Source organism: Candidatus Accumulibacter sp. ACC003, from assembly GCF_907163085.1.
In the GTDB taxonomy this organism is placed as follows: Bacteria; Pseudomonadota; Gammaproteobacteria; order Burkholderiales; family Rhodocyclaceae; genus Accumulibacter.
In genome coordinates this window covers 674,712-695,106 of record NZ_CAJQTX010000005.1, presented here as the reverse complement: position 1 = coordinate 695,106, position 20,395 = coordinate 674,712, and the positions used below count along the sequence as shown (strand labels likewise).

At 63.1% G+C, this 20,395-nt stretch carries 17 protein-coding genes; 9 read left to right on the top strand and 8 right to left on the bottom strand.

Annotation, left to right across the window (positions count from 1 at the left end):
- Nucleotides 1-2: 2 nt before the first annotated feature.
- The 3 genes from QZ656_RS12975 to argB form a co-directional block, all read right to left on the bottom strand.
- Nucleotides 3-3,236 carry a PAS domain S-box protein gene (locus QZ656_RS12975; protein WP_291993780.1) on the bottom strand — a complete coding sequence of 1,078 codons (3,234 nt, stop codon included), beginning with the start codon at nucleotides 3,234-3,236 and terminating at the stop codon, nucleotides 3-5.
- A 135-nt stretch (nucleotides 3,237-3,371) separates the two neighbouring features.
- On the bottom strand, nucleotides 3,372-4,037 hold the full coding sequence (locus tag QZ656_RS12970) for a pyrimidine 5'-nucleotidase (protein WP_291993851.1): 666 nt from the start codon (nucleotides 4,035-4,037) through the stop codon (nucleotides 3,372-3,374).
- A gap of 15 nt (nucleotides 4,038-4,052) precedes the next feature.
- Complete coding sequence (gene argB, locus QZ656_RS12965; RefSeq protein ID WP_291993779.1) at nucleotides 4,053-4,940, bottom strand: acetylglutamate kinase; 888 nt, start codon at nucleotides 4,938-4,940, stop codon at nucleotides 4,053-4,055.
- Nucleotides 4,941-5,072: 132 nt separating this feature from the next.
- Between argB and gluQRS the strand changes: the two genes are divergently transcribed.
- Nucleotides 5,073-6,056 carry a tRNA glutamyl-Q(34) synthetase GluQRS gene (gluQRS, locus tag QZ656_RS12960; protein WP_291993778.1) on the top strand — a complete coding sequence of 328 codons (984 nt, stop codon included), beginning with the start codon at nucleotides 5,073-5,075 and terminating at the stop codon, nucleotides 6,054-6,056.
- 11 nt (nucleotides 6,057-6,067) lie between these two features.
- Here gluQRS and clsB read toward each other — a convergent pair whose 3' ends face one another.
- Nucleotides 6,068-7,228 carry a cardiolipin synthase ClsB gene (gene clsB, locus QZ656_RS12955; RefSeq protein WP_291993777.1) on the bottom strand — a complete coding sequence of 387 codons (1,161 nt, stop codon included), beginning with the start codon at nucleotides 7,226-7,228 and terminating at the stop codon, nucleotides 6,068-6,070.
- Between the two features lie 281 nt (nucleotides 7,229-7,509).
- On the opposite strand from clsB, the gene nirJ reads away from it, so the two are divergent.
- The 6 genes from nirJ to QZ656_RS12925 all read left to right on the top strand — a co-directional run bounded on the left by nirJ (nucleotide 7,510) and on the right by QZ656_RS12925 (nucleotide 13,556).
- Entirely contained in the window at nucleotides 7,510-8,706 is a 1,197-nt protein-coding gene (gene nirJ, locus QZ656_RS12950; RefSeq protein ID WP_291993776.1) for a heme d1 biosynthesis radical SAM protein NirJ, read from the top strand.
- On the top strand, nucleotides 8,703-10,310 hold the full coding sequence (locus QZ656_RS12945; RefSeq protein ID WP_291993775.1) for a nitrite reductase: 1,608 nt from the start codon (nucleotides 8,703-8,705) through the stop codon (nucleotides 10,308-10,310). Before nirJ ends, QZ656_RS12945 begins: the two co-directional genes overlap by 4 nt.
- Before the next feature lie 85 nt (nucleotides 10,311-10,395).
- On the top strand, nucleotides 10,396-10,668 hold the full coding sequence (locus QZ656_RS12940) for a hypothetical protein (RefSeq protein WP_291993774.1): 273 nt from the start codon (nucleotides 10,396-10,398) through the stop codon (nucleotides 10,666-10,668).
- Between the two features lie 87 nt (nucleotides 10,669-10,755).
- Nucleotides 10,756-11,199, top strand: a complete 444-nt coding sequence (locus tag QZ656_RS12935) for a DUF192 domain-containing protein (protein ID WP_291993773.1) — start codon at nucleotides 10,756-10,758, stop codon at nucleotides 11,197-11,199.
- A gap of 59 nt (nucleotides 11,200-11,258) precedes the next feature.
- On the top strand, nucleotides 11,259-11,900 hold the full coding sequence (locus QZ656_RS12930; protein WP_291993772.1) for a chorismate lyase: 642 nt from the start codon (nucleotides 11,259-11,261) through the stop codon (nucleotides 11,898-11,900).
- Nucleotides 11,901-12,167: 267 nt separating this feature from the next.
- Nucleotides 12,168-13,556 carry a DEAD/DEAH box helicase gene (locus QZ656_RS12925; RefSeq protein WP_291993771.1) on the top strand — a complete coding sequence of 463 codons (1,389 nt, stop codon included), beginning with the start codon at nucleotides 12,168-12,170 and terminating at the stop codon, nucleotides 13,554-13,556.
- A 439-nt stretch (nucleotides 13,557-13,995) separates the two neighbouring features.
- Here the strand turns inward: QZ656_RS12925 and QZ656_RS12920 are convergent, their stop codons facing one another.
- The gene (locus tag QZ656_RS12920) at nucleotides 13,996-14,601 is read right to left on the bottom strand and encodes a plasmid pRiA4b ORF-3 family protein (protein ID WP_291993770.1); all 606 of its coding nucleotides are present in this window, start codon (nucleotides 14,599-14,601) and stop codon (nucleotides 13,996-13,998) included.
- A gap of 154 nt (nucleotides 14,602-14,755) precedes the next feature.
- On the opposite strand from QZ656_RS12920, the gene QZ656_RS12915 reads away from it, so the two are divergent.
- Nucleotides 14,756-16,042 (top strand): integrase, encoded by a 1,287-nt coding sequence (locus QZ656_RS12915; RefSeq protein WP_291993769.1) that lies wholly within the window; start codon nucleotides 14,756-14,758, stop codon nucleotides 16,040-16,042.
- A gap of 466 nt (nucleotides 16,043-16,508) precedes the next feature.
- Here QZ656_RS12915 and QZ656_RS12910 read toward each other — a convergent pair whose 3' ends face one another.
- Both QZ656_RS12910 and QZ656_RS12905 read right to left on the bottom strand, forming a co-directional pair.
- A complete protein-coding gene (locus QZ656_RS12910; protein ID WP_291991589.1) occupies nucleotides 16,509-17,258 on the bottom strand; it encodes an ISAs1 family transposase in 750 nt (249 codons plus the stop codon).
- Nucleotides 17,222-18,295, bottom strand: a complete 1,074-nt coding sequence (locus QZ656_RS12905) for a Druantia anti-phage system protein DruA (protein ID WP_291991588.1) — start codon at nucleotides 18,293-18,295, stop codon at nucleotides 17,222-17,224. The genes QZ656_RS12910 and QZ656_RS12905 overlap by 37 nt, the downstream gene beginning before the upstream one ends.
- A 169-nt stretch (nucleotides 18,296-18,464) precedes the next feature.
- Between QZ656_RS12905 and QZ656_RS12900 the strand changes: the two genes are divergently transcribed.
- Entirely contained in the window at nucleotides 18,465-19,622 is a 1,158-nt protein-coding gene (locus tag QZ656_RS12900; protein ID WP_291993768.1) for an FAD-binding oxidoreductase, read from the top strand.
- 172 nt (nucleotides 19,623-19,794) lie between these two features.
- Here QZ656_RS12900 and QZ656_RS12895 read toward each other — a convergent pair whose 3' ends face one another.
- A complete protein-coding gene (locus QZ656_RS12895; protein WP_291993767.1) occupies nucleotides 19,795-20,382 on the bottom strand; it encodes a Fe-Mn family superoxide dismutase in 588 nt (195 codons plus the stop codon).
- Between the last annotated feature and the right edge of the window lie 13 nt (nucleotides 20,383-20,395).

The window sequence follows — 20,395 nt, the reverse complement described above, 5'->3', positions numbered from 1 at the left end:
GCTCAGCCCTCGAGGAAACGTTTTTGGTAGTCGTCGAGGGGCATCGGCCTGCCGCACAGGTAACCCTGCATCTCGTCGCAATCTTCGTCAGCCAGGAATTGCCGCTGCGCCTCGGTCTCGACGCCTTCGGCGATGACCGTCAGCTGCAGGCTGTGGGCCAGCGCAATGACCGCTCGGCTGATCGCCTGGTCTTCGACGTCCGCCGGCAAGCCACGGACGAAGCTCTGGTCAAGTTTCAACTTGTTCAGCGGCAGCCGTTTCAGGTAGGCGAGCGACGAATAGCCAGTGCCAAAGTCGTCGATCACCAGGCTGAGCCCCATCGCCCGCAAATTGTCGAGAACCTGGACGCTGCTCTCGGCATGACTCATGATCGCGCTTTCGGTGATCTCCAGCTCAAGAAACTGCGCTGGCAGTCGCGACACGTCGAGCGTCTTGCGGGCCGTTTCCTGGATGCGGCCGCGCGCAAATTCGACGCCGGAAACGTTGACCGACAGGACCCCCGGCCGCAGGCCGGCGTTGACCCACGCCGCCCACTGACAGCAGGCCGTACGCTGAACCCATTCGCCAATCGGCACGATCAGTCCCGATTCCTCGGCCAGCTTGATGAATTCCCCAGGCATCACCAGTCCCTGCTCGGTGTGCTGCCAGCGCACCAGCGCCTCGGCACCGACCACTTTGCCGGTGCTCAGCGAAAACTGTGGTTGCAGGAAGACGCGCAGCTCGTCACGCTCGATCGCCCGTCGCAGGTCGGTCTCCATTTGCAGACGCGCCAGCAACGACTGCGTCAGTTCCTTGGTGAAAAACTCATAAGCGTTACGGCCGCGCTCCTTGGCCCGGTACATGGCGACGTCGGCATTCTTCATCAAGGTTTCGGCGTCGTCGCCATCCTCAGGAAAAAGGCTGATGCCGATGCTGGCGCCAATGAAAAACTCTCGCTCGACGGTTACCGGTGAATTCTGCAGCGAGTTGAGAATCTTGTCGGCGACGTTCGAGACGGCGCTGGGATCGACCACGTCTTCGATGATGATCAGAAACTCATCGCCGCCCAGCCGACCGACGGTGTCGGCTTTGCGCATCAGTCGGCTGACGCGTTGCGCGACTTCGCAGAGAACGAGGTCGCCAATGTGATGACCGAGGGTATCGTTGATATTCTTGAAGCGGTCGAGGTCGATGAACAGGACCGCCAGCCCCTTCTTGTCGCGGTGCGCGCGTTGCAGCGCCTTGCGCAAGCGGTCGCCCAACAGCAGGCGGTTGGGCAGCAGCGTCAGCGGGTCATGGTGGGCCTGGTGATCGAGCTGATCGTGGGCCTTGCGCAACTCGGTAATGTCGGAGAAGACGCCAACGTAGTGCGTGAGCTGGCCATCGTCACCCTTGACGGCGCTGATCGCCAGCGACTCCAGAAAGGACTGCCCGTCCTTGCGCCGGTTCCAGAGCTCGCCACGCCAGCGCCCACAGCGGGCAAGCGTTCGCCACATCTCGCGGTAGAAATCTTGACCCTGAATTCCAGACTGCAGGAGTCGCGAGTTGCGTCCGACGACTTCGTCTTCGCTGTAACCCGTGATCTCGCTGAACGCGCGGTTGACAGCGATGATGCTGCCGTCCGGCGAGGTAATCGTGATTCCCTCGGCGCTGCTGTCGAAAACCGTCGCCGCTTGCTGCAGGCGCTCCTCCATCCGCTTGCGATCGGTGATATCGAGCATGATACCCACCAGACCGCTATCGCTTTCTCCAGGAACCCCATACGTGGCCTTGTGAAAGACGACGTCGCGGGACTCGCCGTCGGCGCGCAGCACCCTGGTTTCGTACACCTGTGAACGGCCATGCCGAAACACTTCTTCGTCGGCCGCCAGGTAACGGTCGGCGAGCTCGCGCGGCGCCAAGTCGTAGACCGTCGCGCCAACCACCGTCTCGCGCGACTTGCCGATCATCTCGACGAAGGCCTGATTACAGCCAAGATAGCGCCCTTCACGGTTCTTGTAGAAAACCGGTCCCGGGATCGCCTCGACCAGTTGGTGCATGAAGTGCAGCTGTTTCGAGAGTTCGCGGGTACGTTCGACGACGCGTCGTTCGAGTTCGAGATGACTTTGCCGCAGCGCCCGCTCGGCAGCCCGGCGCGCGGTGATGTCCTCGAACAGCCAGACGTAGCCTTCGTCCGCGTTGTCCGGGTTGAGCAGGCTGCCGGTAACCTGGCAGCAGATGCTCGTGCCGTCGGCTTTGCGGTACTCGATGTCGCCAAGGAAGCTCCCCGACGCGGCAATGGCCGAGTTCGCTCGCTCGCCGGCTTCGAGCCACGCGCTTTCAGTGGCAAAACAGACCCGCGAGGACTGGCCAAGCAGTTGCCCCGGCTGATAACCGAAAAGCCTTTCGAAACGCGGATTGCAGCGCTGAATGATGCGCTCGCGCAGAAAGGCGATGCCGATCGGCGCGCGGTCGAAGATCAGTGTCTGCTCGCGCAGCAGAGCATCCATTGCCCGACTCGCCTGGCGTGTCTCGGTAATGTCTTCGTACAGCCAGATGTGGCCTTCGTCGGGCTTCGCCGGGTTGATCATGCTGCCGACAATGTGGCTCCAGATCACCTTGCCGTCGCGCCGATAGAACTTTACATCGCCATGAAAAATGCCGGTTTCGGCAATTGCCGCGTAGGCGCGGCGGCCGGTTTCAAGCCACGCTTCGTCGCTCGGGTAGTAGACGCGCGTCGATTGACCGATCAGCTCTTCTGGCGCGTAGCCCATGATTTCGGCGAAACGGCGATTACAGCGCTGGATGACGCGTCCGCGCAGGATAACGATACCGGCTTCGGCGTTCTGGAAAATGAGTTGCTGCTCGCGCAGCAGCCGCGCGCTGGCCTCGCGCGCGGCGACTTCTCGCGTGATGTCGCGAACAATCCACACCGACCCATCACGGGGTGCCGACGGGTCGATCGCCCGCGCGACGAGATGGGCGACAAAAGTACTGCCGTCGCGTCGCGCCAGCTGTGTTTCCAGATCCAGCATCTCGCCAACGCTCAGCGTCGCTCGTGCTTGTCGGCGCAGCGCGTCACACGCCTGGCTATCAGGGTAGAAGACGGTGTCGGGCTGGCCGACGAGCGCTCCCGTCGGCCAGCCAAAAAGCTCCTCGGCGTACGGGTTGCAGCGGTAGACGCGGCGGTTACGAGCGCACACCACGGCGATTCCCGAATGATCGAGAATAGCTTTGTATTCGAGAAGCTGCTGTTCCAGTGAAGCGGAATCTCTCATGTCGAGCGGCCCAGGTTGCTGCGCGCGCAGTGTACAGGACGACGGCAGCTCACGGTAGCGCGACGGCCACGCCACTGACCACAAGACCGCAGCCAAGGCCGCGGCCACGACCTTACAGCAATCGCCACGCTCGCCTCAAGGCAGCGAACGTCGCCGCCACAAGCGCGGCAGGTGGCGCGGCAAATCGAGAATCGAAACCAATCTGACGTCGACCCACGCCGGCTGGCGCGTCGCGGCGCTGAGCCATACGGTCTTCATCCCGAGCCGTTTGGCGGTGCGCAGATTGGCCGGCACGTCTTCAACCATGATGCAGCGCCGAGGGTCCAGGCATTCACTGTGCAGCACGCGGCGGAAACCGCTGACCGCCGGCTTGGCTTGGAAGCGGAGGCGTTCGACGGCATAGACCGCGTCGAAGCAGGTCCTGATCCCGGTCAGTTCAAGTACCGCCTCGGTGTAGTGCGCCGGCGCATTCGAGAAGACGATCTTGCGTCCTGGCAGTCGCCTGAGCATGGCCGGCAGGCCGCGCTCGAAAACCAGCATCCGCTTGAGGTCGGGGAACTGATGCGTATGCCACAGGAAATGCTGTGGATCAGTGCCGTGATGGCGCATCAGCCCGAGCAGCGTCGCGCCGTAACGTTGCCAGTAGTCCTGGCGGATACGCGTGGCGTGCTCCTCGTCAACCTCCAGCAAGGCACGGATGTAGCTCACCATCGAGCCGTTGATGTGCGGGAAGATGTGCGCCGAGGCGTTGTGCAGCGTGTTGTCGAGGTCGAACAGCCAGACCGGTGCGCTGCTGCTCAGCCGGGTCTCCCGATCTCAGTGCGACTTGATCATGGTGCCGACGCCGTGATCGGTGAGAATTTCCAGCAACAGCGCGTGCTCGACGCGACCATCGACGATGTGCACGCTCTTGACGCCATTGCGCGCGGCGTCGAGTGCCGAACTGATCTTCGGCAACATGCCGCCAGACAGCGTACCGTCGGCGACCATATCGACAATCTCGTTCGGCGTCATGCCGGTGATCAACTGGCCGCTCTGGTCAAGAACGCCCGGCGTGTTGGTCAACAGCACCAGTTTCTCGGCCTTGAGGATTTCGGCAATCTTGCCGGCGACGACATCGGCGTTGATGTTGTACGTCTCGCCGCCCTTGCCGACACCGATCGGCGCGACGACCGGAATAAAGCCACCCGCCTCGAGATGTCCGATCAGCGACGGATCGATCTGCGTGATATCGCCAACCTGGCCGACGTCGATCAGGTCGCCGAGATGATCCTGGTTCTCCAGCAGCAGCTTCTTGGCGCGAATGAAACTGCCGTCCTTGCCGGTCAGACCGACCGCCTTGCCGCCGGCCTGGTTGATCAGATTGACGACGTCCTTATTGACCTGGCCGCCGAGGACCATCTCGACGATTTCCATCGTTTCGGCGTCGGTGACGCGCATCCCCTGGATGAAGTGACCTTTCTTGCCTACCCGTGCGAGCAGACTCTCGATCTGTGGGCCGCCGCCGTGCACCACCACGACGTTCATTCCGACCAGCTTGAGGAGCACCACGTCGCGCGCGAAGCATTGCTTGAGGTTCTCGTCGATCATCGCATTGCCGCCGTACTTGACGACGATGGTCCGGCCGTGGAAACGTTTGATGTACGGCAGAGCCTCGGCGAGAATGGCCGCTTGATTGGTGGGGGAGATCAAACGATCGCTCATGACTGGAGTCCTTGTAATGACCGTCGAATTTTACGCGGCGGCGCTGGAAATGGCGAGCGCGGGCGCGGCGGACGGTGGTCGAGCGGATGAGCGACGCATCAGGTCGCGGCCAATCGGTCGCCGAAAAGCGCGATGAGCACTAACGCTGCCAGCGTCGCGACGCAGCTCAGCCCCGCCAGGCCCGATGACGGCAGTAAGCGCCGAGCCTACCGTGGCCGTTTTGCGCCGTCGCCGAGCGGCCCTCTGCACTTTGGCTCGCTGGTCGCAGCGCTGGGCAGCTATCTCGACGCCCGCGCACACGACGGCGAGTGGCTGCTGCGCATTGAAGACGTCGACCAGCAGCGGACGCAGCGCGGCGCCGTGGACGACATCCTGCGGACGCTCGACGGCTTCGGCTTTGCCTGGGATGGCGAGCTGGTGCTGCAGAGCCGGCGCCTCGATTTCTATCACGCGGCGCTGGTCCGCCTGCAACTCGACGGCGACGTCTACCCCTGCGCGTGCTCGCGGCGCGAGATTGCCGAGCTTTCGCCCCGCCGATCAGTAGACGGCGGCCAGGTCTATCCCGGAACGTGTCGCGGCGGTCTCGCCGGTGGACGCGCGGCGCGCGCCTGGCGCTTGCGCCTGCCGGACCAGTGCCTCGCCTTCGACGACCGGGTGCAGGGGCGGCACGCGCAGAACCTCGAGTGCGCCGTCGGCGACATCATCCTGCTGCGCGCCGACGGGCAGTATGCCTACCAGCTGGCAGTGGTCGCCGACGACGCGGCGCAAGGGGTCACCGCAGTCGTCCGCGGCGTCGACCTGCTCGACTCGACGGCGCGTCAGATCTGGCTGCAGCAGCGGCTGCGCTTGCCGACGCCGACTTACGCGCACCTGCCGGTAGTGATCAATGCCGCGGGCGAGAAGCTTTCCAAACAGACGCGGGCGGCCGCCGTCGACCCGGCCGCGGGCAGCGCGCTACTGGCGGCGGCACTAAACTTTCTCGGCCACCCGGTACCGCAGGAAATCAGCGCCGGTTCGCTGACCGATTTCTGGTCCTGGGCGATCGCTGCCTGGTCGATCGAGCGCGTACCGGCGCGGCGCGGCGTCTTTCCCGGTGAGGCAATTGCCGGGAAATGACGGCAATCGCCCTAACGCTTGCCGCCGTAACCGGCGATGCCGACCAGCACGCGCACCAGGTTGTAACTGGCCCAGCGCAAGACGCGCGAATGCCACGGCAAGCGCTTCCAGCTATCGATCGGCAACTCGCGGGCGCCATCGCGCATCGCTTGATCAAGACTCCGCCGCAGCGTTTCGGCAAACAGCGCATCCTTGACGACGATGTTCGCCTCTCTCGCCAGCAAGAGGCTGAACGGGTCGATATTCGACGAACCGACGGTCGCCCACTGGCGGTCGACGACCGCCACCTTGGCGTGCAGGAAGCTGCGCCGATATTCGAAGACACGGATCCCGGCACCAAGCAGGCGGCCGTAGAGCGCCTGCGTGGCGTAGTGCAGCAAGCGATACTCGACGCGCCCCTGCAGCAGGATGATCACCCGTACGCCGCGTCGCGCAGCGCCGTGCAAGGCCTTGCGGAAGCGCCGCCCGGGCAGAAAGTAGGCGCTGGCGAGAACGATATCTTCCTGTGCGGCGTCAATCGCCTCGAGGTAGGCGTCCTCGATGTCGCGGCGGTGGCGGATGTTGTCGCGCACCAGAAATGCCGCGCTTTGTTCACCGCGCGCCGCGCTTGCGGTCGGCGAGCCGTGCGGTACGCGGTAGCGCCGGTTGAGCTTGGCCCACAGGACGATTTCCCACAGACGGTGCAAGGCCTGCTGAACGGGTGCCAGTAGCGGGCCTTCGACGCGCACGGCGTAGTCGTAGCGCGGCGGCAGCTGATGCGGGGTGTTGAGATCGTCGATGATGTTGATGCCGCCGATGAAAGCGATCTCACCGTCGATCGCCGCGAGCTTGCGATGCAGCCGCCGCAGGCGATGGCGACGCAACTGGAAGCTGGCAATGTCGGGCCGGTAGATGATGGCCTGCACACCCGCCGCGACCAGCGCCGGTTGCAGGCGGTCGGCGAACTCGCGCGCGCCGAAACCGTCGACCAGGACGCGCACCGTAACGCCACGTCGCGCGGCCTTGCTCAGGGCGTCGGCGACGGCGCGGCCGGTGGCATCATCCTCGAAAATATAGCTTTCGAGATGGACGTCACGCTGCGCCCCGTCGATCGCCTTGATCAGTTCCGGGAAGTACTCGACGCCGCTATTCAGTAGCGTCAGCCGGTTGCCGGGAAGAAACTCAGGGGCCATTGGCTCGTTGCCAGGACGCACCGTTCTTGGTGACCATCATGCGCCAGTGAACTTCGAAAAACCTTCATGAAAGGACGGGCCGTAGCGGGCGACGAAGGCGCCATCGACGCCAACGGGCCAATCGCCTGCCGACAACAGTTGATGAGCGCCCGCCCGGCCCCGTGCGTGGTCAGCGGCGCCAGGCGAGTCGCCCGGCACTGTATCATGTGCGGCTTGATCCACGTCAAGGCCAGCTCGCCAGGCGTGTTCTCTAATGGCCGATTTCCTTCGGGGAGTGCACGATGTTTCGGATTTCCCAGTACATGCAGGAACTTTCCGCGCCCAGGCAGCCGGGCCCCAAGCAGAACCCACCGGCACCGGTGGTGATCTGGAATCTCATCCGCCGTTGCAACCTGACGTGCAAGCACTGCTATTCGATTTCTGCCGACAAGGACTTCCCCGGCGAGCTGAGCACCGACGAGATCTTTGCGGTGATGGACGACCTCAAGCGCTTTCGTGTGCCGGTGCTGATTCTCTCCGGCGGCGAACCACTGCTGCGGCCCGATATCTTCGACATCGCCCGGCGCGCCAAAGGAATGGGCTTCTACGTCGGACTGTCGTCGAACGGTACGCTGATCGACGCCTCGAACATCGATCGCATCGCTGACTGTGATTTCGACTACGTCGGGGTCTCTCTCGACGGCATGGGCGAAACGCACGACAAGTTCCGGCGTATGCAAGGGGCTTTCGAGGCGTCGCTGAAAGGCATTCGCCTGTGCCGGGACCTCGGACTGAAAATCGGCGTGCGCTTCACGATGACCCAGGACAACGCCCACGATCTGCCACGTCTGCTCGAACTCGTCGAAGACGAAGGCATCGACCGCTTTTACTTCTCGCACCTCAACTATGCCGGTCGCGGCAACAAGAACCGCAAGGACGACGCGCAGCACAAGCTGACACGCTGGGCGATGGATCTGCTGTTCGATACCTGCTTGGAATACCAGCAACGGGGCCGGCACAAGGAGTTCACGACGGGCAACAACGACGCCGATGGCGTCTACTTCCTGCACTGGGTGCAGAAGAAGTTTCCCGACAAGGCGGCCAATATCCGTGCCCGCCTGGCACAGTGGGGTGGTAACTCGTCGGGCGTCAACGTCGCCAACATCGATAATCTCGGCAACGTCCATCCCGACACCATGTGGTGGCATTACAGCCTCGGCAACATTCGCCAGCGGCCGTTTTCGGAAATCTGGATGGATCTTTCCGATCCGCTGATGGCCGGCCTGAAACAATTCCCGCGGCACGTTTCCGGACGCTGCGGCGACTGTCAGCACTTCGATATCTGCAATGGCAACACGCGCGTACGTGCCCAGCAGTTGACCGGCGACGCCTGGGCCGAAGATCCCGGCTGTTATCTCGACGACGACGAAATCGGCGTCGAGCCCGGCCGCGAACGCCTCACCGTCAGTCCCTACATTCGCCTGCGGAGAGCGTCATGAACTGGCGGCTGGGGATTTCGGCCGGCTGCCTGCTGCTCTCTCTTGGCGGCGGCTCGGCGCTGGCCAGCGCCGCCGAAGCCAGCGGCGCAAGCCGCGTCGACGCGCTCTACAAGGAACACTGCGCCGCGTGTCACGGCGAAGACCGCTTTGGCGGCGTCGGCCCGGCGCTGCTGCCGGAAAACCTCGAACGGCTGCGCAAGCCGGAGGCTTTGAAGGTCATCAGCGAAGGGCGGGTGGCGACACAGATGCCGGCTTTCGGCGACCAGCTGAGCGCTGCAGAAGTGGCGCAACTCGCTGAACTGATCTACAGCACGGTGACCCCGGCGCCAGTTTGGGGCGAAGCACAGATCCGCAATTCGCAGCTGCTCAACGCCGACGCCGCGAAGCTGCCGGCACAGCCCGGCCCCGGGCTGCAGGGTGCCGACCCGCTGAATCTGTTCATCGTCGTCGAGACCGGCGATCATCACGTTTCGGTGCTCGACGGCGACAAGCTCGAGCGGCTATACCGTTTTCCCAGCCGCTACGCGCTGCACGGCGGACCGAAATTCTCGCCGGACGGGCGTTTTGTTTATTTCGCTTCGCGCGACGGCTGGATCACCAAGTTCGACATCTACAATCTGGTCGTCGTCGCCGAGATCCGCGCCGGCCTGAACACGCGCAACGCGGCGGTTTCGGGCGACGGCAAATGGCTGATGGTCGCCAACTACCTGCCGCACAGCCTGGTGCTGCTCGACGCCAGCGACCTCTCGCTGGTGAAGGTCATCCCGACGCTCAATGCCGCCGGCGACAAGACTTCGCGGGTCTCGGCAGTCTATGACGCGGCGCCGCGCAAGAGTTTCGTCGCCGCTCTCAAGGACGTTCCCGAAGTCTGGGAGATCAGTTATGACCCGCAGGCCGAGCCCGTCGCCGAAGGCCTGGTACACGACTACCAGTACAAGGAAGGACACTTCACGCCGGGCATGTTCTACCCACGGCGAACGCTGCTCAAGGACTACCTCGACGATTTCTTCTTTACCCAGAGCTACCACGAGATCCTCGGGGCATCACGCTCGGCGAGCAAGGGACAAGTGATCTTTCTCGACGGTCGCAAGAAGATCGCCGACCTCGACCTACCGGGTATGCCCCATCTTGGCTCGGGAATTACCTGGCAATGGCAAGACCCGAGCGGTCGCCAGCGGACGGTGATGGCCTCGCCAAACCTGAACGAAGGCGTGGTTACCGTTATCGACCTGGAAACCTATGAGACGATCAAGGAAATCAAGACCCTCGGCCCGGGTTTCTTCCTGCGCAGCCACGAAAACAGCCGCTACGCCTTCACCGACTCGATGATGAGCAAGGAGCACAGGAACAAGCTGCAGATCATCGACAAGCAGACGCTCGAAGTCGTCGGTAGAATCGAGGCCGAGCCCGGACAGACGCTGGCGCATGTCGAGTTCACCCGCGACGGACGTTATGCGCTGGCCAGTCTGTGGGAGATGGATGGCGCGCTGGTGGTCATCGACACCCGGACGCTGAAAGAAGTGAAGCGCATCCCGGCCAGCAAACCGGTCGGCAAGTACAACGTGTGGAATAAAATATCGCGCTCCGAAGGCACCAGCCACTGACCTGGCGGGCATCGCGGCTGACGCCAGCCAGCCGCCGCCTGCAGAACGCGAGAATTGCTGAAACGGACGGGTCGGGAACGCTGCCATGAACTGGAACATAAAACCACTGCTGTGCGGACTGCTCGCCGCAGGTTTGTCACTATCCGTGGCGACGGCACAGAAGGTACCGAAAGCGGCCGAGAATGCCGACGCCCCGGTAAGCTTCGGTGACGCCGGAGCCAGGCCAAAGCCGACGGCGAAGCAAGTTACGGTGCCGGTAGCGAAGGCGAAGTCCGGCAAGGCCGCCAGTGACAGCAAGGCGGCATCCGGCAAGAAGACCCCCGGCGCCGCCGGGAAAAAGAGCACGCGGAAGAAATAGCGGACGGCGCACTCTGACGTGTTGCTGCCAGACCGTTTGCCGTACTCGATCGCCGTCCCCAATCCATAGTCCATGCCGGAGTTGTTGATGCCAAGGCCTCTTTTTTTCCTGCTTACCCTGGTCGCCTTGCTGGCGTCGCCGCTGGCGGGCGCGCAACTGGCGGCGATCGAGCTGACCGCCGGTTTTCACCGCATCGAAGCCGAGGTGGCAGCCAATGACGCCAATCGGCAGCAGGGATTGATGAATCGCCGCAGCATGCCGGCCAACCACGGCATGCTTTTTGTCTTTGCCCAGCCGGCGCGCCACTGCATGTGGATGCGCAATACCTATCTGCCGCTGTCGGTGGCGTTTCTCGACGAGGAAGGGCGCATTCTGAACATCGAGAACATGCAGGCGCAAACGGAGAACTCGCACTGTGCGGCGAACGCCGCGCGCTACGCCCTGGAAATGAATCTCGACTGGTTCGCCAGCAAGGGAATCCAGCCTGGCAGCCGAATTGGCGGCATCGACAAGTCGCCGCGTCCGCAGTAGGCCTGGATAGGCTCAGGACCGTTCCCGCAATGAGCGGCCACCGGCGATGGCGCAGCAGCTTGCTGCGCACGCCCGCGAACGCGCCCTTCAGGCACTGGCTGCGTGACCGGAGTTCGCTGACCGCCCGCATTCAGGCGCGCGGACGCTTTACGGTGCGCGTGCTGCGCCAGAGCCTCGGCATGCCGACAGCCGACGAAGCGCTGGCCCTGGGGATGGTGCCCGGAACGCGCGCCTGGATCCGCGAAGTGGCCTTGCTCGGTGACGACCAGATCGTCGTCTTCGCGCACACCGTTCTGCCCCGGCGGCCACGCGGGCCGCTCCTGGTCTGGCTGGCGCGCCTGGGCAATCGCTCGCTCGGCGCGCTGCTTTTTGCGCACCCCGGATTCAGCCGCGGCGCGATGCACTTCAAGGCGCTGGATCGTCGCCATGCTCTTTTTGCACCAGCAATCGACGCGCTGCAACTGACCAAACGGCCTCCCGACACACTCTGCGCGCGGCGCTCGCATTTCGGTTTTGGCGCCCAGTCGGTGCTCGTAAGCGAGGTCTTTTCACCGCGGCTGCTGCAACTGGGCGCGGTCGACTCGGCAACACATGCCAAGCGTGATGGCCAGCGGCCATCGCCGGAGCGTCCGGCAGAGGGGCAGGAGAGGAGTCGCGGATTAGACTTTCAGCGAAGAAAAGATCATCGCGACACAAAATAGTGCTATTATGCACGGCTGCACTTGGCGGACTCATCGCGAAGTGCGACGAGCATCGCGAACCTGGCCTTAATTCTCAAGCCCCCCTGCCCCCTGGTGTCGATTCAATCAGCACCGCCCCGGCACAAAGCTTTTGTGCCGATTGCTGCTGACTCCTGCGAATCGATCAGAGTCTTTCTCAGCTTTTCGTTGGTTGGCGTTGCATTTTTTTCTTGCCAACGCGCCATACCGTGACGGTAGGGCGTAGCGCACCCAAACGAAGAGAGAACCATGACTTTTGCAGAAATCGGCCTTCATCCAGCCATCCTTAAAGCACTTACCGATTCAGGTTACAGCGCCCCGACGTCCGTCCAGAAAGAAGCCATTCCGGCAGCCCTCGAAGGCCGCGATTTGATGGTTTCGTCGCAGACCGGCTCGGGCAAGACGGCCGCCTTCATGCTGCCTGCGCTACATCGCTTCGCCTCACAGGAGCGCGCCGCCGACCCGGCTCGCCCGGCAAGCCCGGAACGGCGTCCGGCCCGCGGCCGCTCTAACGATCGGCAGCGCTTCCAGCCGGCACAGCCCAGAATGCTGGTCCTGACGCCGACCCGCGAACTCGCTCTGCAGGTCACCGCCGCCACCGACAAATATGGCCGGCAGCTGCCCAACGTGCACGCCGTCGCCATCCTCGGTGGCATGCCCTACCCGAAGCAGATGGAACTGCTCGGCCGCAACCCGGAAATCCTGGTCGCCACGCCGGGTCGCCTGATCGACCACATGAGCTCGGGCAAAATCGATTTCTCGCAGCTGCAGGTGCTGGTCCTCGACGAAGCCGACCGGATGCTCGACATGGGTTTCATCGAAGACATCGAACGGATCGTCGCGGCAACCCCGGGCAGTCGCCAGACGATGCTTTTCTCGGCGACGCTCGACGGCACCGTCGGCGAAATGGCCAAGCGGATGACTCGCAACGCCCTGCAGATTCGTGTCGACGAGGCGTCGACGCGGCACGACAACATCGAACAGCGAATGCATTTTGTCGACGACCTGTCGCACAAAAACCGCCTTCTCGACCACCTGCTGCGTGACTCGTCGATCGATCAGGCGCTGGTATTCACCGCCACCAAGCGTGACGCCGATACCGTCAGCGACCGCCTCAACCTCGCTGGCTTGAACGCCGCAGCGCTGCACGGCGACATGCATCAGGGCGCCCGCAACCGCACGCTCACCGCCATGCGTCGTGGTCAGGTCCGCATCCTGGTCGCCACCGACGTCGCCGCACGCGGCATTGACGTGCCGACGATCACCCACGTTTTCAACTACGACCTCCCGAAGTTCGCCGAAGACTACGTGCATCGTATCGGTCGTACCGGCCGCGCCGGCCGCAATGGACTGGCGATATCGCTGGTTCATCACGCCGAACACTTCAACGTCAAGAAGATCGAGCGTTTCACCAAGCAGTTGATCCCGGTCGCCGTCGTTGTCGGGCACGAGCCGACGCGCCGACCGGCCCCGGCGAAGCCGCGACCGACCGGCAAGCCCGCCTGGAAAGGTGGTGAAAATCGCTCGCACAAGCCGTCGTCGGCTCCCCGACGCGAAGGTTTGCCGCGCACGCCGTACCGCGACGCGGGCGCTCATGGTGCTGCCAACACCGGCCGCCGGACCTACGGCGACCGCTGATCGCCAGCGCCCAGACCCGCAAGAGCCCGCCGCGTGCGGGCTTTTTCTTGGCCTGCCACCGAGCGGGGCAGTGGCGACGCGAGAAGCTCGCGACGACCGCGCCGGGAAATTGCGGGCGCATGCGCCCTGCCCATCGAACAATTCCGCCGCGCCAGTCGGAAGGCGCGCAGCATGTGAGGAAACCCTCATGGCTTGCACGATCACCGGCGACTGTTTACCGAACGGAGCTTTGTCGGTCGCCAAGGCGACTTTCACGGTAACCGCCGGAGCTGGCTCATTGTGTCGCCCCGAACGCCGCGCGCCACAAGATAGGGGCTGAACGAGGAATACGAGGAATCGTCCGACGACTGGCGCTGGCGTCGTTGCGCTTTCGTCGTGCGTCGGGACGCGTCGCCACCGTGCTGGCCCCGAGCGGGCAGCTGCGCGACGGGTCAGCGGCTCACTTGATCCAGCCGTTCCACAGCATACGTTCGATCGCCGCGTTTGCCGCTGGCCGATCGAAACGCGTGGGATCGAAGTCCAGCCCGGCCCAGGTGCGCACTTTTTCGGTCGGCTCGCCGTAGGGATCGCTCTCCCAGCACTCGAGGAACTCCTGGTACTGGCCAACGCCGCCGGCGTTCTCCGGCGGGCACGCGCGTTCGCCGCCCTCGACCCCGGCGACGCGCTCGTCGCCGTAGCGATCGTCACGGTTGCGGACTTGCTCGACATGGATGCGATGTTCCCAGCCATCGCCAAAGTCATAGAGGTAGGCGAAGGTCGTATCGGCGACCAACAGACGGTTGAGTCGGACTCTCGTTTCGACGGCAGTGGGGTGCCCGGGGTCATCGTAGTCCAGGTTCGGGACGCCGATTCTCTGGTCGCCGACGCGAAATTCGTGCAGGTGCGCGTCGTGCCAGCCCATCGCCGCCTGAATGACGTGGTGCAGCGTCGCAAAGCTGGCGTGCCCACTGATCGCGATCCGGCGCCAGATGCACGGCGTCGTATCGACGAGTTCGATCTTCAGGGTGAACAAGGTCGAGGATGGTTTTTTCGCTGCGTTGGCCACGGCATATTCCTTATTTTTATAGGTCGCCATTTTACGGAAACCTTGCCAAGCGTCCAACAGATAGCCTTGTCCACTGTGGTGTGAGCCTGAACGGTTCGCGTGTTTCCACCGAGGCATGAGCCTGAAAGAAGATGTTGGCGCAGGAAGAAACGGGTTGATCATTCTGAAGATGGTGATCAACATGAACGAAACACAGCTGCGCACGATCGAGCAGGTCGAACAATTTCTCAGCGCCAGCGCCGCCATCGAATTCTCGACGGCGGGCAACGATAGCGAGCGCTACGAGCACATCAGTCGAGTGCTCAAGCGCTTCGACTACCCTGGCCGTAGCAAGCGCGAACGTGGCGTGTTGCGGCGTTACCTGGAGCACACGAGCGGCTACAGTCGGGCGCAGATTACGCGCTTGGTGGCTCGTTGGCAGGGCAACCGCTTGGCGGCCGTTCCGCTGGTCAAGCGCTACCGGGCACCGGCCCGGCCTTTTGCACGCAAGTACACTGCCGCCGATATCGCCCTGCTGGTCGAAATGGACAAAGCCCACGAAGGCGTCTGCGGGCCGGCCATCGTGCACCTCCTGCGGCGGGCCTACCGGGAGTACGGTGACGCGCGCTATGAGCGTCTGGCTACGCTCCCCGCCTCGCACTTGTACAACCTGCGCAAGAGCGCCGGCTATCAGGCGCAGCGCATCCATTTCACGCAGACCCGCTCGGTGTGCAACGCCATCGGCGTACGCAAGGCCCCTGCGCCGGACGGGCGTGCCGGCTTTGTGCGTATCGACACCGTCCATCAAGGCGACCGGGACGGCGTCAAGGGCGTCTATCACATCACCTGCGTGGATGCGGTCAGCCAGTGGCAGGTCGAGGCCTGCGTGCAGGCCATCAGCGAGGCTTTTCTGTTGCCAGTGCTGGCTTTGATCCTGGCTCAGTTCCCGTTTGTCGTACGCGGCTTTCACTCCGACAATGGCTCGGAGTTCATCAACCGTCAGGTGGCGGCGCTGCTCGAAAAGTTGCGCATCGAGCAGACCAAATCACGCTCGCGTCATAGCAACGACAACGCCCTGGCCGAAAGCAAAAATGCCAGCGTGGTGCGCAAGCACATGGGCTACGCGCATATCCCGCAGCACTTCGCCCAGCCGATCAATGCCTTCTATCAGGAGACCTTCAATCCGTGGCTCAACCTGCACCGCCCCTGCATGTTCGCTACGGACGTCGTCAGCCCGAAGGGCAAGATCGTCAAGCGCTACAAGCACGAGGACGTAAAAACGCCCCTGGAGTGTCTGGCCCAGTTGTGCGAAAAAGACTTGGTTCAGCTGAACCCGGGGGTGACGCTGCAGGCCTTGCAGACACAAGCTCGCTCGCAACCTGACCTGGCCGCCACGCAAGCGATGCAACGCGCCAAGGGCGATCTCTTCGACAGCTTTGACAAACCGAAGCGGCGCGCTTGACGCCGCCTCCAACCCCCTGCCGCGCTTCGCTTGCCAGACAGGCCAATTGCTACGCAATCCGCCCGCCGGAAGCCCTGCGGGCGCTTTTGAAACCCGTTTAAAAAAAGCTTTCCAGAACCCCACAACACCAACCCTACAACCCCATCCGCCGCTGCAAACTCAACCCCGTTACACTACCCCTTTCAACCTTCAACCCGCCTCTCAACCTCTCCGAGATCTTCCCTCCTTCAGGCTCATACCTGAATTGGAAAATACTCAGATCCGCGAGCCCTGACGCTCGCGACCTGCGGCGTCATGGCTCAGGTCGCGGTGTCGCCCTGGCCAATTCCTCGTCTTACTTGCCAGCCATTTTCCGCAGCGGGGAGGCCACCTGACTCCTGGGGAAGACCCGGGAGGGGCGGCGCTGTTTGACCAACCCGCGATGGCGTCGGCAGCCGGCCACGGTAAATTTGTTCTCGTGCCGGGATCAAGGTGATACGTGGCCTGTAGAATTTTTGGTCATGCGCAGGTAGTCGAAGACCAATCGGATGTTGCGGTTGAGGTGGCGCATTTTTTCGGAAATGCTGGTTTTGCCGTCGGAGAAGTGGTGCAGGATTCCGACGGCAAAGCGGCGCAGGCGTGACATGTTCTCGGGTCCGTAACCAGTCCGAATACGGCTACGGTCCTCGTCGTAGTTCCAGTCGATGACGTAGTGACAGCGGTTCTCTATCGACCAATGGCCGCGATTGATGGCGAGGATTTGCTGTGGGCTGGCCTGTTCTGGAGGGCGACTGGTGATCCCGAGAGCGATTTCGTGCGTCCGCTTGCCGCTCTTCTTGTGCAGCACTTCGCGCTCGATCAAGAACACCTGGCCGACATACGGGAAGTCGAGATAGGCGTTGAGGGCATTGCTGCACCAAATACGCCGAGTCTCGATCCGACCATGGTCAGGTGGCGAAACCGCCACGAAGTCTGCCCCCTTCCGATCCTGGAAGAGGAGCGCGATATCGGCTTGCAGTGTTGGCTGATTGCCTTTGACCGTGAAGTGATAGTGCGCCTTGCGCTCCACCAGGTAGGTCGCCAGCTTGCGCTGTGTCAGTAGCGCGTCGGCGGTGATGTCCTTGCCCTGAATATCGATCGCATCGAGCAGGGGTATGAACATCCCGATTTCATTGGTCTGCTTGAGCTCGTCCCCGCCATTTACGGGCAAGGTGCCGACTTTTTTTGGGTGTGACACACGCCGGTCTGATGCCCGACCACGCTCATGATGTGTGCTTGCTGACCGTGCTCGTCATGGGCATTGCGCATGGTCTTGCCGTCGACCGCCAGACTGGGGTCGTCTTGAGCATAGGCCTTGTTCCACTGCTGACACGCTTGATCGAGCGCCATGGGATCGACACGGATCAGGACGTCACGAATGATGAACTCGCTGGGTACGCGGTAAACGCCCTTCTCGCGACGACAGCGGAAACGCTCGCGTGCTTTCGGTGTGAGGTCTTTGGCCCACCCGGCGATGGCTTTGTAGCCCCGCATTCCGCACAAGACCGCCGCCGTGGCGATGGCCAGAACGGCAGGAAGGGGGTGACGCCTTCCTTGCGCGCGCCGCGGGTCGGCGATGCCGGCAAAGAAATCGGGAAGCGTGCGCATCTGTTCGGCGGTGAGCATCATCCTGGGCGCTCCTGTGCGATAGCGGGGGTTGAGTATCGAGCGGGAAAGTTGGCCGCGAGCGTCCGCCTGCAAGGGGCGAACAAAGACAACTTTGGGCGACGTCGGGTGGGCGCTGTAGCCTTCTCGGGTGCGGCGAAAGCCTTGCGTCAGCCCCAGAGGCGTCCAGTTCGCGGCGCGATAGACGGTCCCCTGGAAGCGCGAGGGGTCCACAAAGGTCTCCAGCAGTAACAGCGGCTTCCCGAAATGCGCCTGCCAATCCTCGGCGACCCGTCGCTCGCACAGCGAGAGCACCTTGGAGCCGAGATTGGGGTAATGCCAATCGGGAAGGATCAGAAAGCGACTGTTGTTGGCGACCAGGCCCAAGCGATCGTACTGATGCCGATAGTCCCAGCCGATCCAGCGGTCACGAACGCCGCATTTCCAGGCCGCCGCAGAGAAACTCAGCAGGGCCGTCCACTTTTCGCCGTAGGTGGCCACGTACCAAAGCGTGTGCCCGATCTTCGCCAGGTCGCCCAGGTAGTGATGCTCTGCCATCAACTCCCGATAGCGAGCCTCTTCGCTCTTGCCCACCAAGCGAACACGCAATGCACCAAGAACGCTTTCCATGCGCCATTTATACGGACTTCCGGCGCAGATGTCCAGGGGGAAGAACTAACTGCTTGATTGCCCGTGCGTTGCCTGAGAGGACAAATCCACCCTGGGCAGCCGGCAGGCCGCATTGCGCACGCCTGTGGTGAGCAGCGACAATAGCGCGTTCGGATACGCGGGAAAGTGGATGCCTACTTCAGGAGCGAGCAATCGTGCCGACTTTGTGATCATCGGTGGCGGCATCGCCGGTGCTTCGATCGCTTATTGGTTGTCGCAACACGGGCGGGTGATCGTGCTGGAACGTGAGCAGCAGCCGGGATATCACTCGACCGGTCGCTCGGCGGCGCTGTTTGCCGAGAGCTATGGAAACCGCCAGGTGCGCGCCCTGACCATGGCCAGCCGCGCTTTCTTTGCTGCTCCGCCGGAAGGATTCGCCGATCACCCACTGCTTTCGCCGCGCGGCGCCCTGATCGTCGCGGCACCGGGGAAAGACCAGCTATTGCGCGACCATTGGCAAGATCTGGCGAGCACTGGCAAGGATTTACAGCGGCTGTCTGCGCAACAGGCGTGCGCGATGGTGCCGGTACTGCGGCCGGAAAAGGTGCTCGGCGCGATCCTTGATCGAGCGGCCTCGGACATCGACGTACAGGCGCTGCATCAAGGCTACTTGCGTGCTCTGCGTCGACACGGCGGCGTGCTGGTCTGCGCGGCCGAGGTCACCGCTTTGCAACGCTGTGCCGATTACTGGTCGCTCGACGCTGGCGGGCAGCAGTACGTCGCACCAGTGGTGGTCAATGCCGCTGGCGCGTGGGCGGACCAGATCGCGACCCTGGCGGGTGTCGCGCGCATCGGCTTGCAGCCAAGGCGGCGATCGGTTTTTATTTTCGCGCCGCCGGCAGACCTCGACAGCAGGCGCTGGCCGTTGACCATTGGCGTCGCCGAGGACTGGTACTTCAAGCCGGACGCCGGCATGTTGCTCGGCTCGCCAGCCAACGCCGACCCGGTCGAGCCGCAAGACGTCCAGGCCGAAGAGCTGGACATCGCCACGGGCATCTTCAACATCGCGCAGATGACGACGCTGGCGATTCGTCGTCCCACCCACACCTGGGCCGGTTTGCGGTCGTTCGTCGCCGATGGCGGTCTGGTTGGCGGCTTCGACTCGCTGGCACCAGGGTTCTTCTGGCTCGCTGCGCAAGGCGGTTACGGCATTCAGACCGCGCCAGCGATGGCGGAAAGCTGCGCCGCACTGGTTCGCGGTGCGGCGATTCCACCCCATCTCGCGGCTTTCGGGATCTCGGCTGAGCTGCTTGGGCCGGGGCGTCTGCGGTCGGCAGCGGCGGCGTAGTCGCGTGGCCTTGGTGACGGCGCAGCAGTGGCAGCGCGAGCGCCCGCTTGACTTGTTCGGCAGGCCAGCAGGAGAACACGAAAACGGGGAGCAAGCTGCTCCCCGCCGTTTGTTGCACCTGATCGTGCCGCGCCGCGCGACGACTGCGATGAATGCGACGAACAAGTAGCTTCTAGGCGGCGAAATTCTGCTCGGCGAAGCTCCAGTTGGCGAGTTGGCCGAGGAAGGTCTCGACGAACTTGGGACGCATGTTGCGGTAGTCGACGTAATAGGCGTGTTCCCAGACGTCGATGCACAGCAGCGCTTTGTCGCCGGTGGTCAGGGGTGTGCCAGCGGCACCCATATTGACGATGTCCACCGAGCCATCGGCTTTCTTGACCAGCCAGGTCCATCCCGAACCGAAGTTACCGACCGCGGAAGCCTGGAAAGCCTTGGCGAATTCGGCGAAGGAACCCCACTTGGCGTCGATTGCCGCCGCCAGTGCGCCGCTTGGTGCGCCGCCACCGTTGGCCTTCAGGCAGTTCCAGAAGAAGCTGTGGTTCCATACCTGCGCCGAATTGTTGTAAATGCCGCCGGCCGGCGCCTTCTTGACAATCGCTTCCAGGTCGAGGTTTTCGTACTCGCTACCCTTGATCAGATTGTTCAGGTTGGTGACGTAGGCCTGATGGTGTTTGCCGTGATGGTATTCGAGGGTTTCCTGTGACATGTGCGGTGCCAGGGCGTCGATGGCAAAGGGGAGTTGCGGCAGTTGATGTTCCATTGTTGTTCTCCTT